Source organism: Collibacillus ludicampi, assembly GCF_023705585.1.
In the GTDB taxonomy this organism is placed as follows: Bacteria; Bacillota; Bacilli; order Tumebacillales; family BOQE01; genus Collibacillus; species Collibacillus ludicampi.
Genome location: NZ_BOQE01000002.1, coordinates 1 through 17,667 on the forward strand (window position 1 = coordinate 1; position 17,667 = coordinate 17,667).

Genomic DNA, 17,667 nt, shown 5'->3' on the forward strand with positions numbered 1-17,667 from the left:
GAAACAAAAGAAACGGGATTGAGAGAATGAGAAAGAAGACTCCGAGCGGAAGCGACCAAAACCCCCGCTCGTCTCTCCATAACCGTTTCAAACGCCTACCACTCTCTTTCAAAATACGCGGTCGATTGCAAGTCGATTGTCGGGCCAAGCGGCTTCCCTCCAATCAGCGTAAGCATGAGCGGGGAAAATAAATAGTGACGGTAATGAACCGTAACCGCCACTTCATCCCCTGCATAGAAATTGATCGTCACGTCCGTGCTGGGATCAAACAGAGTGACTCCAGCGTATTCGATGGGTTTCCCGCTCCCCTGAATCACGTTAAGTGCTCTTTGTTCGACTGCCTGATAATCATTGGTAACAGCTGCCTTCCTTGCTGCTTCTCGTGCTGCTAATTGAACCACATCTCGTGCATCGGTAGCCGATGAGATCACCGGGATGGCAAGGAAGAGCACTAAAAAGAATGGAATGAGAAATCGAAAAACAATTAAATCTTGCATGGCCGATCCCTTAACTCTCCAATTGTCCAACCTTATCCACGATGCTTTGGAAAAAGCCTACGAATGCTGAACGAAACGTTGGAGATATCGTTAACAGGATTCCTAAAATAATAAAGCATAAACCAACAACGAGGACTAGAGGGGACACGGCACCCTGTTCGTTTAGAACCACTGTATAGATCTTTTGTTGGACCTTTTCTATGACTTTTTGTTTCATCTCTTGACCTTTTTTCCATATTTTTTTGAACATAGTTTCCATCTCCTCTCATGTTTTTAAATAGCTTTGAATGAATTCATAAAGTTAATCCCAGAGATCACAAATTCAAAGAATATCGACGGGCCAAGAATGAGAAAAATAACCGTGAATAGGATTTTTAAATTCACTTTTTGGATCAACTTTTCAATCTTGTTTTGTAGTTCTTCGTCTAATTCTTCGAGCATGGCTTGCAAAGCAAATTCAATCTTAGATCCATTTTTTAAGGTTTGATGAACGACGACATACAGTTTTTCGATTTCCTTAATTCCCGTTTCATCCGCAAGCCACTCAAAGGATTCATCTAATGTCGAGCGAAAATCATAACGTCGTTCAAACTGCTCCAGGATTTTGCGAAACTCTCCCGTAGTAATCTTGATGGATTCGTGAATCGCTTGGTCAAATCGGATATCCGTTTTGACTAACAAACTTAGTGTCAATAACCAACTGCGAAATTGTCTTCGGATACCCGCTTGTCTTTGAGTTTTATATGTCCAAATCAATAGATAAGGGAACATGGTACCTATTCCCCCTAAAAGCAATCCAGCTAGAATGTGGCCTGCCAAAGACGTGTCCGAGAACAAGGACAAGGAAAATATCCCTACTCCCGCAATCATGCGGATTACTGTCACGTCGTGTGCATCCCATCCGAACGGACGTCCTGCTTGCCGAAGGTTTTTCTCCAGATTCTCTAACCCGAGTTGAGAGGGAAATACTTTTGCAAGCAGTTCCTCCAGTTTCTGTCCCCATACAGGACTCTTTGATGAATTAGCCATCTCAACCCCTTCCACCAGAGACAATAATGCTTGCTGCCTTTCTTCCCTCTTCATAGCGACCCCCAGGAAAGCGGAGAAAACAGCCACGGCAAACAGGAATCCAATCATGTATTCCATCGCCTCACCCCCTTCCGTAAATCTGAACAAAGGTTTTTCGGTCGACATCGATCTGCAAAACATCCTTGGCTCGTAAAACCTTCATCAGCTTCCGTAATCGATTCGGGCGCCAGTTATAGAGATTGAAGAACCACAGCATGACAAGACCGGGCTTGTCATACCACTTCAGCGGCACCCGTTTCACATGAACGGTTTCCAAGGAGTAGTCAATCGTGAGACTCCTCGCTCTCACTCGCGTCTCCTTTCGCCAAAAGTCCTGATCCTGTAATAAACTAACAAGTTTCTCATATGCCTCCTTTCGTTTTTGAAAGAACTTCTTTTTGTCAGCAAAATAAAACAGCCATCGTGGTTGATGGCTGATAAACATCTGCTTTTCTACTCTTGCCAGCACGTAGTAACCGTTGAGTCGTTTTCGCTTATACACGTACTTTCACTACTTTCATGAGGTAGTAAACACCAAAAATGATCACTGCACAGGTAAAGTAAAAGTAAATACGAATCCCTCCGTGTAAAACCGGCTCAATGCTCGGCCAGAAAAACCAGAAGATGGGAATGGGTAGAACGGATAGTCCGTACCCAATCCATCGAATACCTGCGGTTTTGGCTAAAATGGTTTTTTCTGTACCAAAATACCTTCGAATGATTGTGTTCATATCTTGATAAATCTGTACCAAACTCGAATTAGTTTCGATGGCAATGCGTGTATTTTCGGCAAGTGTTCTGTACTCAGGGATACCGGATTGCTCCGCACGGTTCCTCATGATCTCTAAGGAGGTTTTTCCTAGTGTCTCTGCTTGCATGATGATCTGCTCGCATTCGTTGGCGATGATCCGGTTTTTGCTGTTCATCCCCTGCCTAAACAGTAGTTCCACGTCCGATACGGATTGGAAGATAGAAGCTCCTAGCTCTGTCAAATCCAAGAGGCCATACCGAAACGCACTGTAGTAGCGTTGTTTTCTCCATTTTAGATAGAGAAAAGGAGTGAAAAAACCAATCAATGTGAGAAGAAGTCTCCCACCCCACCCCCATCCGTAAACAACCCCTACAAGGAATCCCAGAATCGGCGCTAGGGTCAGAACCATCATCATCTCGGTTCGGCTCGTTTTCATGCCAGCCTGATTGACCAGCTCCATAGCCACAGCCAGGGGAGACCGAATCCGAACTTCCCGTGTTTGAGAAACTTCCAATGTTTCGCCCGCTATTCGCTCCTGCAAGGCTTGCTGCTTTTCTTGCTTTTGCGTTCGGCGCGCGACCAATAACAAAAAGACGGACAGGAAGCATAGGAGAAAGAACGTCATGCCACATCCGCCTCTCGAAGTTCTTTCGGGATCACGATCCCCCATTTCGCGCACTCTTGTAGGAAGTTCTTTGTCAGCCCATGAAAGCGCAGGCGGCCATCCGGAAGCCCTTTCTCATCAACTCCTGTCCATTCGAATGTAAACACGGGTATGAGTCGTACCTCACCTTGATCTTTCTCGGGGTCAACTTCCGCGATCTCAGTAATCCTTCGTTTTCCTTTGAATCGTTGAATTTGAATCACCATATCGATGGTATTCCGAATGTTGGACCATATCGCATTTGATCCTAAGCGTTCTGGGGAACCACTTGCCAGATCATGAAGACGTTTTACGGCACCTAATGCTGATTTCGCGTGAAGCGTGGTTCCCACACGCCCCGATCCGGTATTCGCCGCTTGCAAGAATTGATACGACATGACTGCATCACGAACTTCTCCCACGTACAGGTCATCAATGAACATCCGAAGTACGTCCTTCAGGTTGATGTCTGTCCCGATTCGTCCCTTTCCTTCGGTATTCTCTTGCCGTTCCCAATACCGCATGACAAAGGGGTGAATCGGCTGAAGTTCCGGGGCTTCTTCCAGAATTCCAATCTGCTTGTCTTCCGGTGTTTTTGAGATAAGAGCGTTCATTAGAGTTGTTTTTCCCGAACCTGTACCACCCGACAAAACAAAACCGTATCGAATTAAAGAAGCTAGATAGAGATAAAGATACGCTCGTTCATCAAAGAGTTTCTTTTCTTGCCAGAGCTGCTCCAACGTAAAGAAGCCTAAGAATTTCCGGATGGTCACGATCGTACAAGGCTTGACCAATACCTTTCCCGTCTTTTCGTCCAAACGCTGGACACCGACCACCTCGCCTTTGACGTGTAAACGGGAACCATCAGCTAGGAATGCGTCCGTCCGAGCGTTGGAGCGGTCAAACCGGAACGGTGTCCCTTTGAGTTTCCGTTGCACCCATTGGTTTACGTCATCATCCGATTCAAAAGTGTAATCAAAGATCTTTCTTTCCCCGTCTTTTACATACCGGATATACTGGTTCCCGGCGATTTGGATGTCCGATACCTCGGGGTCATCCATTAACTTTTGAATAATGCCGTAGCCGTAGATATGATCCAGCACTCTTTGTACCACTTGAGAATGTTGGGACGGTGGGATCTCATTGATGTTCCGCAGTAAGTCATACAACCGCAAGGACATTTCCGTTCGCGCAAGTTTTTGGGCAAATAATTCAACGTTACGCTCTAATTCGAGTAAGAGACGGTTCGTATAGTTATTGATGTTGTCCGATTGGGCGTTTCGGGTTGATGTTTTAATGACATTATCCTGCTCCCGTTTGGCTAACTCCTGAAGCAGTTTGTTCATTTACTCCCATCTCCTTTCGAAAGCAGTTCCACACGAACCACGCCGTTCACAATGGCTTTTTGAAGGGAATTGGATTGTTCTTCGGGTACCAAAATCCAGAGATTCGGCCCTTGGTTACTGTTCTTATCACCTTCTTCCACTTTTACAACCGGACGGTCTTTCACTTCCGTGATCTCCACATCCTGCTGTTTCTTGATGAGCCCCACCAGGTTCACGTGATCCCCTGGCTGAATGCCGTTCCCCAGATCGTTTTTCTGAAGGGGTACGGCGATCATGACCAGACTCGGATCTTGACGGGATGCCAGGAGTCCGGCCGGGCGATCCACGCCGGTAACGATTTCTCCCTGTCTCATTTGCGTACCGGATTGCAGAGCCATCGATGTGTATTTCCCTACCACATCCTCCAATTTCGTAAAGGTATCCGATTGAACATCTTTCTTAGATATGGAAACCAGTTCTACATCATTTGCTGTGATCTTGGTGTATGCGGGAATATTGGTCTTGGTCATGACGACTTTCGTCTCTTGCTTAGCTGACGAGACAAAAGAAACACTCATAAAGGCCGCCGCTAACCCTGTACCGACCGCTGCGAGATAAAAGATCGTGGACTTTTTGATCTTCACTCAATTTCCCCCCTACGCTCGTTTGAACAGACGTTGGAAAAATCCCGTTTCCTTGCGGAAGAGGGAGAAATCCAGTTCAGTTTCCATGACGTTTCCCAACATCGCTTGCAGTTTCTTTGTAAACGACGATTTCTGGTTTAATGCAATGGGTTGCCCGCTTTTCAACCGTTTCTTAATCTCCGGTGTATACGGGAGTTTCGCGGATACCGGGTAACTCGTCTTTGCCACGAGGATATCCTCTTCTTCTTTTTTGAAGTCCTTGCCCACTTGGTTCATAACCAATTTGATTTTCCCAGGATGAATGCCGATTCCATCTTGATCTCTCAACTGATGAATGAGTTCGATGGTAGACGGAAACGTGGTGATGTCATCCGTTGTGACCACGACCACTTTGCTCGCATGCTGATAGGCTTCGACAGTTCCCGTTGAGAGGAACGGTTGGCAATCAATCAGGATGAGTTGGAAGTATCGTTTGAGAATCGATAGAATCTTTCGCATGGTTTCTCCAGAAATCCCGTGAATGCTCCGACCTGCCGGAACGATGTAGACCCCTTCTTTCGTTTGATTGAGCAAATTGAAAACGGTGGACTCCGCTACCTCCTCTTCATCGAGATCTTGCCAGTGATCGGCACTGTACTTGACCCGCGTGTTACTTACGGGCGAAAGATTCCCACGATGATCCGCATCGATCACGACGGTACGCAGCCCCAATTGTTGTTTCGCTAGGACAGCCAGATTGTATGTGATCGTAGTCTTTCCTACGCCCCCGCGCGCGCTGGTAATCGCCAGAATCTGTTGCATAGACGGCGCAAAATAGCTTTGTGTCATCCGGTTTTCGAACGCCGGATACGGAGTGTCCTCGTCCAAATAAGAAGGCACCGACGCTTTCTTTTTAAACGGCAAAAGCGATCGCTTTTTCTGCCGGTCCTCCTCAGCGCTTTCCTGACGCACAATCGGTTGCATCCTGGGGGCCGAATAGTCAGTTTTCCCCTCCGCATCCCACGGCATTTTGGTTTGCGGCCTGGATTGCGGTTGTGTGATTCTTGGATGGGAAGCTGATACTTGTGTTTCTACGACCTGTTGTAAAGGCTTTGTTTCTATCTGCGGCACCGGTTTTGTTTCCTTTTGTGGCTCCTGCTTTTGTATTGCCGATAAACTTCTGCGGATCTTCACTTTGCGTTCCGGTTGGGGTTCCGCAATTTCTTCCCTTTGGGGTTCTTCCAAGATCGGCTCCGTTAGTTGGGGTTCCTGTACCTGCGCTACGGCAGCCGGAGCGACTTCCTGTCTGAATGCGATGATCTCTGAAAGTCCGTATGCTTGAATGGCTCTTTCAAACGCATCCAAGGTCAGCGGAAATTTGAAACACTCCTTGACTCCTACCGCCATGAAATTTCGCACCAATTCGACTTTCTTTTTCATCATGACGATAAAAAAGAAAGTCGCGGGAAATCGACGAATTTTTTCCGCGACAAAATCGAGGTTGATTTCTTCTGGAAGGATCACGATTTGGTGATTCGGTATTTGTTCGAGCAGTTCTTGCTCGGTTTGAATGGCCGTAACCTCATATCGTTCCCCTAGCGCTTGATAGGTGGTCTGCAAGCGTGTGGTGTTAATGTCAAAGAGCAAAACCTTCACGTTTCATCCCCCTTTATACCCGCTGTAGGTCTTTCAACATGAAATAGGATTTTGTGGAAGGCAAAAGTGCCGCCAACGGAATCGCATAGGCAATAGAGCGATACACATCCGGAAGAAACGGCACATGATGAGAGGCCGGGATAGGGGCCAATTCCGATTCATCACACGGCAGATAATCAGGCATCCACTTATTCATGAATAGACGCATCGGAATTTGTCTCGTAGAGAGAAACGCCCACATCACGCGCGACTGAAGCATCCTCGCGTGATCCATATCGGCTACGATCAAGACCTCATCGCACCGTTCCAACATATTGGATAAAAGGTCTTTTCTCCAATTCGATGCAGTGGAAAAATCCAAGACAACCGCCTCGTAGGGCAGTTGTTCTACCGTATCCATCCATCCCACGTCCCCATACAGTCGAATTCGATCTTCTTCCGAATAAGGAGAGGTAAATGCTTCGAGACCTTGTACCGTTGTCTCGGAACCATTGATTTCTCCGTGCTCCATCAGGTCAAAAAACGATTGATTGCTCACTTCTCTTCCAAACCAAAGATGCAGGGCTCGGTTTTCACTCAGATCAATCAGTGCGGTATGATAATCCTCTAATGCAAGCGTTGCCGCTACATTTTGTGCAATGAACGTTGAACCGCAAGAGGTTGGCGATAAAACCGCCACGATATACGGCTTATGTGTGCGCGGCAATGAAGGTGTCCATATGGACGGTCCGTCTGGTTCATCGATTTCATCCTCTTCTGCCGCGGACTGGATAGGAGCAGGACTTTCAACCTCTTGGCTTTCTTGTGCCCGTTCCATGATCGTTTCGATCTTCGTGACAGGCACCTGTTTACGAGAATGAATACCGAGTTCCTCCAAAATTCGCTTCCGGTTCCGTGGATGTTCAATGCGATCCACGATTTCCCTAACCATATCCTCTAAAAGATCTTTTTCTTTCGGCGGGTTAAAGACAATATCAAAAATTTGACTGCTGATCGCTTCTTGAATGAGTGGATCGTTTTTGTCCAGATTACCCGCCAGAAGGATAATCTGGGGCGGTTCATCCAGGGTTGTGAGGTCAAAAATGACCTGCTCCGGTCCCAATTTGCCGGGCAAAAAAGGAGACAAAACCACAACTTGCGGCTTTGTCTCCAATACTACAGGCAGAATCCCGTCCGAATAAGGCACGACTTTGATCACGTTGCATACTTCTTGCAGCGCCTTATTCAGGGATTTTTCCTTATTGGCAACCAAAACAGTCTTCAAAGCATTCCCCCCTCATGATTTAGTGTGGCATTACGTGCCCTCGTATCCATTCCACGATAATGGGTACCATGACCGAAAATCCCGTCATGAGAAACGCACCGGCAATGTTTCCCCATCCCCATCGTTTGATTTTCGAATCGTTGGCAACGAGGCCAAACAATACGAGGATAATACCGAAAAAACACACAAAAACCGCGAGAACCACGATGATGGAGATCACTAATTCGTAACCGCTGATTCCCCCGTGAATCCAGTGATTCACGACGGTCGAAATCGAAGGGATGTTTCCGTGGTTTGCGGCTTTCAACACATCTTCCGGATTCACCGCAGGTAGATTTGTTGGATTCATGTCACCCTCCTCATTTTCCTAACAATACAGGCAACGGATCTCGTCGGTCATTGATGTTTCCGTTCGCCCAAAATTCCAAATGGAGATGCGGCCCTGTCGCATGTCCGGTTTGTCCGACAAGCCCGATGATCATCCCCTGCCCGACGATTTCGCCTACATGGACTTTGTGAGCACTTAGATGAGCAAAGTACCAGTCGTTCCCGTCCACCCCGTGCAGTACAATGGAGTTGCCTCCGTTTACGTCTTGCGCGGCCGTCCAGATCGTTTTAATCACACCCGAGACCGGAGCCAGTATAGGTGTTCCTTCCGGTGCCCCAATATCCAATCCCCGATGCCCGTTTTCTCCAAAATACTGCGTGATGTCATGCACCGATGTCCCTTGTACAGGCCAGAGATAACCGCTGGAACTTGCAGGAGCAGAAAGCAACTTTTTGAAGGTATCTGCCATCCCCAATACATTGTTCACGTAAGTTTCTGATCCACCGGAATACTGATACAGTACCTTATGAAGATCTCCGTGATATTCATCAATGAGATACCTTAAATAATGGGCTCCAGTAAAAGCGTTGTCGGCAGCATCAAAGATGTTTATTTGTCCATCTCCATCACCATCGACTTTGAATTTCGCCCATGTGTTTGGGTGAATTTGCATCAGCCCCAAGCAACGGATGATCTGGCCATTTTCTTGGAATGGAGGACCGACGGCTTCCGGGTTAAAGGTACTTTCTTGCTTGGCGATCGCCATAAGCAGTTCAAAAGGAACGTTGTATTTTTTCGCCGCCGATTGGAAGATCGGGATCAAGTAAGTCGGGACTTCTCCAATGTACCCGGTAAGATAAGGGGTAAATAGACGTTTTTCCAATAGCCAGTCCAGATTTTCTTGTTTTTCGTCTAATCCTTTGGCAAATTGCAGCACCCAGGAGCGGTCATCTTCCGTGACTTCTTTTCGGTTTGTATACTCCTTAATCGCTTTATCCAACCGTGTAAAGTCTTGCTTGTAATTCATTCCGGTCAACTTCGGTTGATCAATGGTCACGGTACATTCTCCAGACTTAAAGGTCACCTTTTCTCGTTCATCGTACCGAAACGTCGTAATTCCATCATAGGTATCTACTTTCATGAGCTTCTTAATCGGAATGACTTCCGTGCTCGTTCCATCGGGACATGAAATCGTAACGGTTTTTGTGTCATCCTCATAACTAAAGTGTGGTGCTAGATCCTCCGCAATGTTTTTTGCGTGGCTTTTACGGATTTTCAATTCAAGATTTCGGTTTACCCCCGTTGTATCTATTCCATAAACAAGCCCCCATTGAAGGAGATAGGAACGTTCCAACTCATTAAAGCTAATAATGGGGGGGTTTACCTTGTCCGTTTCCTCTTTATACGGTTTGGCGTAATTTTCATCCTGGGCGTTGTAGGAGCTGTCCGCATCATAATCTCCCGTGGAGATTCCCCCGAAGAAGGTTCCAAAGATGATGGAGACCATGATAAATAGAAGTAATATCGGACCAAAGGTAGCCAGTATCCATACGAGTATCTTACGGATCAGGCGTTGACCCGCTTTCTTGAGTGCTGATGCCTGATTGTACAACCATCTACCATCCATCGTTTATCATCTCATTTTCACGATACTCAACCGTTCCAGGCTTCTTCGCATCGTACGTTCCGCCATGTAGTTACCCAGTTTCGCGGAAACATTCGGGCTGAATGCGGAACCGGCCATCGTACCGATAAATTGATTTCTTGCGGCACGAGAACGAGCCATGTCCAATTGAACCGAACCGGAATGCGGTTGTTGGAAGCCCATCGCTTGGTGAAATGCCTGGCGATTCGTGAGTCGCATTCCTTGCTCTTGAGCCATTCGTTTTTGCTCACGAATACTTTGACGAATCCCGACTCCCGCTCCACCTATACCGCCAACGGTTGCTCCCACACGCTGACCCATGGCTGAACCGGCATTGGCAAGTGCCCCGCGAAAGTTCGTCGGACGTCCGGTGACTGCCGTTGCTGCCACATCCATCGCCAGTCCTGTCGCTCCGCCAAGCACTTTCCCGGTTGCGCCCAAAACTTTTGAGCCGATCCTGTGGCCTTGTGCGATCCGTTGATTCATCCGGTGAATACCAGGCGGTGTGTTTCTTGCCCCTTCTTGCCCGGTTGCTTGTCCGATAACGGTACCTTTCTCTTGTCCGTTCATGGCGCTAGGAGACGAATAATACGGGGTATTTCCTGCACCAGGACTACCATCCATCGAAGCACTTCCCACGACTCCTCCGCTCATGCCGGAAGAAGTGGGGTTGGTAGCGCTAAGCGTGGATAAAGCGGTTGGCGAAGGTTGCCCGAGTCCCGTATTTTGCGTGGCGGATGTCCCCATCGACGGCGCTCCTACGTTTGTCAAAACAGAAGAAGAACCTACTCCTCCACTTGTCTGCTTGGAAGTGGTTTGCGTTTTTGACCCCTGAGATTTCATAGCGAGACTCGTTCCTGCAAAGCTCCCCAAGGTCGATCCTACGAGATTCGCCATCCCTCTGATGCCTGTGATCCCCATCATGTCGGTTTTCGCGGCATACGATTCGTTTTGTCCCATCAGTCCGTAGATCAGCGCGGTGAAGAACTGCCGGAAATACGCGGATACGGGGATCAGGAAAAACATGACGACCGGGGCGACCCACCACTTGTTCATGAGGCCGGCATTGTGTTTATTCGACCAATCCAATAGCCGAAAGTACATGCTAAAGACCAAGGCATGCGAAAAAGGCAGAAAAGCATTCGTGATCGTTTCACTCAGCCAGATGCCAAACGGTCTTTTATTCCCGGACGCCCATCCGAGTCCCACAAAGGGACCAATCATGACAGAGCCGATCAACATAAATTTCCGACACACATAGAGGATGTTGATAAAGATCGACATCCCGATCAGCACCAATCGAACAAACGCACTGGTCGCGTAATTTCCCGTATAGACTTCAAGGGATGACAGTTCCGACTTCGACGAGAAATTGGGTGCCACAAAACGCATCAGAATCGAGTTCCAATCCGCCAAGTAATAGACGATGAACCATGAAAAACAGATGAGGAGAACGCCGACTCCAAGGTCGATCATATAATCCCCGATCCTTGCCCGAACACGAGGATTATTCTTTCCCCTAGCGATGTGAAGCCCGTTTTTGATCACCACGCCGATCAACAACACCCAGGAGAGGGCAAAAAAGCCGTAATAAATCGGGCTGATCGCATCGAATTCGTTGGCATTTCCTTGCTGAGCGAAAACAGCAATGGATGCCGGATCAAGGCCAAAAACGAGCTTATCAATCGTGGTAAATCCTGCTTTCGCCAGAGTTGTCCCCATCTCGTCAAAAAAATCACCGATCATGCGACCGGTGAAGCTCGAATCCTCACGCTCTTTGTTTTTTCGGTCGTCCGAACCCGTGTCTGATGATGAAGAAGTTGAAGAAGAATCGCTTGAATTTGAATTGCTCACAGCCGAGTTGTCTTGTTGCTCTTGCTGTTGCTTCACCATCTGACCGATTTCTGAGTTATCGACCGCATTTTTCAAAGCACTTCCCGCATCTTGCTGGGTGTAGGAATCATTTAATCCGCTGTTCGCCTTCGCGGAAAGAGCGGCCACACCATAATACAAAGACGTGGAGATCACAATGGATAGCGTCCATGCTCCAATCCGACGAAGCGTTTTAAACGGTCGTTTCTGCAAATTCATTCACCTCGTCGGCGGTAGCGGTTTGAGTTTTCGGCGCTACCCCCCATTCTCCGGCCGTGGTAAACACAAATTCTTCTTCATAGGGGGTCGGTTCTACGTGAATAGCAGTGGCTTGCTCGCCCATTCGCATCAATGCGTCCCCGACATTGAGGCGACGAATAAATTCCACCTGTCCGTCTGGCAGTTCCCACAGTTCTTGAATGGCCCGCAAATCGCTCCTTTGCTGTTGGAACAACAATGTTACCCCAGCCTGTGCTAAGACGACTTTTCCTTCGTCGCTTCGCGTAAATTCCCGAATGTTTTGGGTCGCCAGAGTCAACGTAGTGTTTCGCTTGGCGGCCCGCCGTGCCAGTTGTTCAAAGAAATTCAGGGACTGCGGAATTTTCGTAAACAGCCAGGCTTCATCAAAGACCACCCGTTTTTTGAGGTGCAAACGGCGTTTGACGAAGTTCTCCCAGGTGTAGTTTTGCAAAATGTGCATCGCCAACGGTCGGAGTTTTTGCAACGTATCGAGTGCCTTGAGGTTGAAACTGACCGCTGGAAATTGATCCAAGGAGACATCCGTTTGTCCATCGAAGATCCCCATGGCCGATCCACGAAGGTAAGGAATCAAGCGGGTGACCATCCGGTTTGCACCTTTCCCATACGATTGTAATCGCTGGTGAATGGATGAGATGGTCGGCATTTCTTTTTTCCGCAGCCCTACCGCGCCCACACGCGGGTCTTCTTCCCAAAGCGAATCGGGGTCATCCGTAATTTCCTTCTCTTCGTACTCCTCTTGAATGGCTTGATGCAATAGCGATTCTTCTTCCGGTGTCAGTGGAAAACGACCGTCCTGTTCCATCATATATAAGAGAACGCTTTTGACTTCTTCGATTTTGGACAGTAGATGATTGATTTGTTCGACCTCATCCGTTTCCACATCGCAGAAATTGAACCCGCAGAATTTTCCCGGCATGAGCTTGATCTCTTTGCCGCCGATCCGATCCATCACATCCCCGTATTCTCCATCCGGATCAAACACCCAGGTGATGATTCCCCGGCAGGCGTCGCGGGAAATCAAGAGTTTGACAAACGTGGATTTTCCGGAACGGGTGCGCCCGAATACGTTCATGTGAATCGCTGGAAGCTCATTTCCTCCAATAAAGTTATTGAAGAAAACAGGTGCGCCCGTATGCCAGTTACGCCCAAGGAATGTTCCGTTGGGATGGGTGAGTTCCGGACTATCGAATGGGAACAACGCGGTTCCCGCCGCCAGATTAAAGTTGGAATGATTCTCGACAATCGGATTGACTCCTGACGGGGAAGCGGCGATCAGTCCGAGGTCTTCTTCTAAGAAGGTCTCCCCGATCCTCATCATCTTTCGTCCGGCTAAGCGTTCCAATTCCTCAGATTTTCGATCCAATTCCTCCAAGGTTAGAGCGGAAACGGAAATAAAGGTGGAGACATAAAACATGCGGTCACGGTTCAGAGAGATGTTGTCCCGTAAATCCCGCGTATCCATCAGTGACTTTTCGATCAGCGCATCTTTGGAGGTTTGCCTTCCGTCCGCCGCGTACAACGTGGTTTCCAGCTTGATGAGCAAGTCCGTGAGCTCTTGCACATCCTCATCCGGATCGCCGGGAAACACATGGATGGAAACATCTACATCTCCAATCGAATACAGGTCGTTAAGGTATCCCATGTACACTTGCGACGGATGTTGCAGGATTTGATAGATCCGTGTGTATCGACGCCCGTTGGTTTGGATATACCCGCGTTTCTTCTCCAAGAGTTCTCTCCAATCGGGAAAGAACAATCCGTCCGGACTGATGACATCCACCGTATCCGAGATGCCTGACAAGAGGGACGGCCGATTGGTAACAGCAGGCTCATTTCCACGATCCGTTTTATTTCTCTTTCTCTTGAAAAGAGCATTTAAGTTAAGCCGTTTCAATGAGCAAATCACCCCCTACATGCGAGGTCGTATGTCCGGCTTCAACGATATTGCGAAACGGTTGTGTCAGTACGCGATCTTTATTTAAGAACGTGTACCATACCTGTGCAATTTCTTCCGTGTTCAAGCAACGGGCTTGAATCCCGCAGGCTTCAAGTTCTGAAAGAATGAGACGGGCTCGTCCATCCAAAACCTTGATAACTTCATCCATATTTGCGTCTGGGTCATCCAGTGTAATCACAATCAATTTGCGACGCACCCAGATCGGCTGGACTTCCGTGAGGTTTGCCAGATATTCTTTCAGGTACTCCGCATACTCACGAAGATTGTCTGGGGCATGGTCATACTGATCCGACAAGGACGCCATGACTTCTTCCATGTCTAGCGGACGGTTTTGGTTATAAATCTGAATCGGGAAATTGATTCGCGCTAGGAGAGAAGCAAAACGGCTCTCCAAAGCCATTTGCTCCTCTTCCGACATGAGCGGGATGTTCAAGGAATTTCCTTCGATAAATACCCGATACCTCCCGCCTTGAAGGATCATGATCCCCCGGTCAATTCCCTTGATGCCGAAGTAGGATTGTACCGTAGGCAGTTCATCGGATGGCTCAACCGCACCTTTCGTCGGATTTTGCTTTTTTAACCAACGGAAGAAATAAAAAATAGCTCCGAACGCAATACCAGCGATCAGGAGCATGATGAGAACAAACGCAATCAATCACTCACCCCCTTCATGGTCGGGCTACCCTTCCGAAAGATCCATTCACTTCTCCGCTTTTTACAACGGCGAAGTTTGATCCAGTAGATGTAATAATCCCAACCGAATTTCTTAAAGAAGGTGAACTTGAGCGTTTGATAGAGAAGTATGGAAATTACGGTGATGATAATCGTCCAGTGTATCCACTTTATTAAAAAGAGCAGGAAACAAGATACCAGGATTCCACTCGCCAAAAAACCAATTTGGCGTAAAGTCAGCCGCCCGCCGATAATCTTCTCATCTTCATTTAACTGTACCGGTACCGAATGGACTCTCATAGGACATCAAGATCCAGTCGAGAAGACATATACCATACCGGTAATTAAGGCGGCAGCAAAACAAACTCCTGCTCCTAGCGCCCACCACATGAGATCGTGGATCGCATCCGAACGATTTCTTGCATTCGAGCTTGAAAGTTTCATTCCTTTAATGACTCCAAGGATGATCACCACCACCGTAGCAAATCCAAAAATGATCGATAATAGGAGCATGGTTTTGTCTTTTAAATAATCACCGGCTTTCTTATCTTGCTGAAAACCTGCACTCCCGCTATTAAAGTCTGGAGAAGGCATTCCGGGAATATTCGCTGTTCCGCCTTCCGCCAGCTCCATAACCTGTGTGGCTGCTTGTACAGGAACCGGTTTAACAGCCACAGGGACAAAAGCGATGCTAGACACAGCCAATGCTGCTAACGCCTGTTTCCATTTCATCGTTTATTTGCCTCCCTTCTTTTGCTAGCTGCTCGTAAATGAGTACGCGCAAGTATTTCGAACGATTCATCCCTTTTTCTTTGGCAACAAAGTCTAAGATTTCTCGTAGATCCCTCGATACTACGAGACCGATACGAACTTTTTCTGGAATCGTAAATAACACGCAATCCCTCCTTTCATTTCAATTTTTTACTCTTATCCCCCCTTTCCGGCGATAAACAAAAAAGCGACCTGCATATGCAGATCGCTTTTATATCCTTATGTAACTCGCCTACTATTGCCACAATATCATATTAATAGATTTTCATCACCAAGTCAATCCCGATTTTTTCCCTATTAATTCCCCATAAAATTCCCTATTAATTCCCCATAAAATTCCCTTGTGTGAATCTATAATAAAAATAAGACATAAAAAAAGTTGTCTTTAACAGACAACTTTTTATACAAATTAAGGATATATGAGTAGTGTATTACGCTACATTGTTATATAATTTACTTGGGTTTAGTTTATTCCAAGCGCGATAGCTATGCTATCTAGCGCTTCTTTTTTTAGTCTTGTAACCTTGTTTTTCCCCATATTCTTGATCTTAGCTATTTCATCTAAAGTTTTTCTCTTGCCAGGTGGTTCTAGATAACGGTATTTTATGATGAAATATTTTTCTTCACTTAAATGTTCAAGAATCTTTTCTAAAGTACGAATCCACTCCACTCTCTCCTCAATTGTTCTCACGGTTTCCTCGTCTACATTTTGTAAGGCCGAGCTTTCAGTAGTGGATTGGTATTTTAAAATCTCCGGACGATAAATTTTCATCGCTTCATATATTTTATGGAGATATTCTTCACCTTTTCCTTCTTCAATTTTGCATTCTTCTAAGATGGCTGTAAGCTCACGCAAAATTGGCAAGTCTCTATTTCCCACTTCCCTGTCATAATACCGAGGAACAAGCGTTGGATATTTGTTGCCTAATACCTCTAGGCTTAGTTTAATATCACAGTAGCGATACAAAACTTTAACGGTTTTTCTCCGTGCCTCCTCGGATATTTCAACAAGATCTAAAATCATATAATTCGTAGTTCCTCCTCTCTTTTATAGGTAGTACAAAAGTCATTGTTAAAATTTATTATCTTGATTTTAGCATTTATCGGTAAATATGTGAACGTCCATGTCGAAATTCTTTATTTTTTACACAATTCTTCGGTTTTTCGATAGATTACGCCATTTTTCGACGTTCTTTTCTGATTTTCGACATTAAAAACTCCACATTTTTGGCTACTTCCTCCATTTTGAGACGATGAGTGCATGACCAACATTCTTCCGCTCGAACATCATTTTGTGTTTTACGGAAGGGGCAAAGGTCACACTGATTTAACATTTTAATTAAATTTTCACGTGCTTCTTGCAATAACTGTTTGTTGGTTTTAGGAACCGGATATATCACCACCCAGTCTAATTCATCGAACGTTAATTGATGATCCAGTCGTGCGGATTTTAGTTTCTTTCTACGGACTATTCGTCTGCTATCATTGCTTTTCAGGGTAAAAGGTGTTTGAACCATATCGTCAAGAATTGATAATTGAACCACGATTCATCACCCCTATTCCTCTCGTAATAGTTCCGCTAGGGGAACTTTTAAGACATTCGCAATTCTCTCCAAGAGATCCAACGAAGGTTGTAATGCTCTTTTCTCAATTCGATTGATCGTCGTACGATGAACTCCTACACGTTCTGCCAATTCACTTTGTGATAGATTCAATTTCTGCCTCAAGCGTCGAATGTTTTCCCAATACAAGGTATTTCCTCCATATTTCCATTTTAGTAGCGTATTACGCTACATGTCAACAAAAAATGTCTATATTAACACAATATATGATATTTTCAGTTGTTACAATGAGTGTAGTCCAGCAATTTTTAAATAGTGGGTGTCTTATGTTTGACATTGGAGCACGTTTAAAGGAACTACGTGAAAAAAAAGGATTGTCTCAATCCGAATTAGCGGATCTCAGTGGTGTCGAGCGTGGAACGATCTCTCGAATTGAGAATAATCATCTAACACCTTCTTTATCCACACTCATTACTTTATGTTCATCCCTTGAAGTCACCTTGAGTGGATTTTTTTGCTTCGATCTTGAGAATATTTCTGAAGAACTTGAGGACCTTTTGTTGGCCGTTAAAAAATTGTCACCGGAACAACTTTCTTTACTTGCACAATTCATTAAAAGTATGACTGATTCAAAATAAGGGGTTACCACCTTGGTAGCTCCTTTTGTTTTTTTAAGATAAAATACGAAAACCCCCGCGTGAAGCAAAATGTTTCCCTTTTGGAATTATAATAAGACAAATTTTACCCCTTGTACAGAACGTGTGTTCGCGTA

Annotated in this window: 21 protein-coding genes; 1 reads left to right on the plus strand and 20 read right to left on the minus strand. The window is 46.2% G+C overall.

Features of this window, described 5'->3' with window-relative positions; genetic code table 11:
• Positions 1–95 precede the first annotated feature (95 nt).
• The 20 genes from DNHGIG_RS20375 to DNHGIG_RS20470 form a co-directional block, all read right to left on the minus strand.
• On the minus strand, positions 96–497 hold the full coding sequence (locus DNHGIG_RS20375; RefSeq protein ID WP_282201495.1) for a hypothetical protein: 402 nt from the start codon (positions 495–497) through the stop codon (positions 96–98).
• Between the two features lie 10 nt (positions 498–507).
• Positions 508–747, minus strand: a complete 240-nt coding sequence (locus DNHGIG_RS20380) for a hypothetical protein (protein WP_282201496.1) — start codon at positions 745–747, stop codon at positions 508–510.
• Between the two features lie 23 nt (positions 748–770).
• Complete coding sequence (locus tag DNHGIG_RS20385; protein WP_282201497.1) at positions 771–1,643, minus strand: type II secretion system F family protein; 873 nt, start codon at positions 1,641–1,643, stop codon at positions 771–773.
• Between the two features lie 4 nt (positions 1,644–1,647).
• Positions 1,648–2,067 (minus strand): hypothetical protein, encoded by a 420-nt coding sequence (locus tag DNHGIG_RS20390; protein WP_282201498.1) that lies wholly within the window; start codon positions 2,065–2,067, stop codon positions 1,648–1,650.
• Positions 2,060–2,941 carry a type II secretion system F family protein gene (locus DNHGIG_RS20395; RefSeq protein ID WP_282201499.1) on the minus strand — a complete coding sequence of 294 codons (882 nt, stop codon included), beginning with the start codon at positions 2,939–2,941 and terminating at the stop codon, positions 2,060–2,062. Before DNHGIG_RS20395 ends, DNHGIG_RS20390 begins: the two co-directional genes overlap by 8 nt.
• Complete coding sequence (locus DNHGIG_RS20400) at positions 2,938–4,305, minus strand: TadA family conjugal transfer-associated ATPase (protein ID WP_282201500.1); 1,368 nt, start codon at positions 4,303–4,305, stop codon at positions 2,938–2,940. Before DNHGIG_RS20400 ends, DNHGIG_RS20395 begins: the two co-directional genes overlap by 4 nt.
• Positions 4,302–4,928 carry a Flp pilus assembly protein CpaB gene (gene cpaB, locus DNHGIG_RS20405; RefSeq protein WP_282201501.1) on the minus strand — a complete coding sequence of 209 codons (627 nt, stop codon included), beginning with the start codon at positions 4,926–4,928 and terminating at the stop codon, positions 4,302–4,304. The genes DNHGIG_RS20400 and cpaB overlap by 4 nt, the downstream gene beginning before the upstream one ends.
• Positions 4,929–4,940: 12 nt before the next feature.
• Entirely contained in the window at positions 4,941–6,563 is a 1,623-nt protein-coding gene (locus DNHGIG_RS20410) for a nucleotide-binding protein (protein ID WP_282201502.1), read from the minus strand.
• Positions 6,564–6,576: 13 nt separating this feature from the next.
• A complete protein-coding gene (locus tag DNHGIG_RS20415) occupies positions 6,577–7,827 on the minus strand; it encodes a P-loop NTPase family protein (RefSeq protein WP_282201503.1) in 1,251 nt (416 codons plus the stop codon).
• A gap of 19 nt (positions 7,828–7,846) precedes the next feature.
• Positions 7,847–8,176, minus strand: a complete 330-nt coding sequence (locus DNHGIG_RS20420; RefSeq protein ID WP_282201504.1) for a hypothetical protein — start codon at positions 8,174–8,176, stop codon at positions 7,847–7,849.
• 10 nt (positions 8,177–8,186) lie between these two features.
• Complete coding sequence (locus tag DNHGIG_RS20425) at positions 8,187–9,782, minus strand: peptidoglycan DD-metalloendopeptidase family protein (RefSeq protein ID WP_282201505.1); 1,596 nt, start codon at positions 9,780–9,782, stop codon at positions 8,187–8,189.
• Positions 9,783–9,788: 6 nt separating this feature from the next.
• A complete protein-coding gene (locus tag DNHGIG_RS20430; protein WP_282201506.1) occupies positions 9,789–11,885 on the minus strand; it encodes a hypothetical protein in 2,097 nt (698 codons plus the stop codon).
• Complete coding sequence (locus tag DNHGIG_RS20435; protein WP_282201507.1) at positions 11,866–13,827, minus strand: VirB4 family type IV secretion system protein; 1,962 nt, start codon at positions 13,825–13,827, stop codon at positions 11,866–11,868. The genes DNHGIG_RS20430 and DNHGIG_RS20435 overlap by 20 nt, the downstream gene beginning before the upstream one ends.
• The gene (locus tag DNHGIG_RS20440) at positions 13,814–14,545 is read right to left on the minus strand and encodes a TraC-like domain-containing protein (protein ID WP_282201508.1); all 732 of its coding nucleotides are present in this window, start codon (positions 14,543–14,545) and stop codon (positions 13,814–13,816) included. Before DNHGIG_RS20440 ends, DNHGIG_RS20435 begins: the two co-directional genes overlap by 14 nt.
• On the minus strand, positions 14,542–14,862 hold the full coding sequence (locus tag DNHGIG_RS20445) for a PrgI family mobile element protein (protein ID WP_282201509.1): 321 nt from the start codon (positions 14,860–14,862) through the stop codon (positions 14,542–14,544). The genes DNHGIG_RS20440 and DNHGIG_RS20445 overlap by 4 nt, the downstream gene beginning before the upstream one ends.
• Before the next feature lie 6 nt (positions 14,863–14,868).
• Complete coding sequence (locus DNHGIG_RS20450) at positions 14,869–15,294, minus strand: hypothetical protein (protein WP_282201510.1); 426 nt, start codon at positions 15,292–15,294, stop codon at positions 14,869–14,871.
• Positions 15,254–15,457 (minus strand): hypothetical protein, encoded by a 204-nt coding sequence (locus DNHGIG_RS20455; protein WP_282201511.1) that lies wholly within the window; start codon positions 15,455–15,457, stop codon positions 15,254–15,256. Before DNHGIG_RS20455 ends, DNHGIG_RS20450 begins: the two co-directional genes overlap by 41 nt.
• Before the next feature lie 339 nt (positions 15,458–15,796).
• A complete protein-coding gene (locus tag DNHGIG_RS20460) occupies positions 15,797–16,357 on the minus strand; it encodes a hypothetical protein (RefSeq protein ID WP_282201512.1) in 561 nt (186 codons plus the stop codon).
• Positions 16,358–16,505: 148 nt separating this feature from the next.
• Positions 16,506–16,877, minus strand: a complete 372-nt coding sequence (locus tag DNHGIG_RS20465) for a hypothetical protein (protein WP_282201513.1) — start codon at positions 16,875–16,877, stop codon at positions 16,506–16,508.
• A 12-nt stretch (positions 16,878–16,889) separates the two neighbouring features.
• Positions 16,890–17,084 carry a helix-turn-helix transcriptional regulator gene (locus DNHGIG_RS20470; RefSeq protein ID WP_282201514.1) on the minus strand — a complete coding sequence of 65 codons (195 nt, stop codon included), beginning with the start codon at positions 17,082–17,084 and terminating at the stop codon, positions 16,890–16,892.
• Between the two features lie 137 nt (positions 17,085–17,221).
• Between DNHGIG_RS20470 and DNHGIG_RS20475 the strand changes: the two genes are divergently transcribed.
• A complete protein-coding gene (locus DNHGIG_RS20475; RefSeq protein ID WP_282201515.1) occupies positions 17,222–17,533 on the plus strand; it encodes a helix-turn-helix domain-containing protein in 312 nt (103 codons plus the stop codon).
• Positions 17,534–17,667 lie beyond the last annotated feature (134 nt).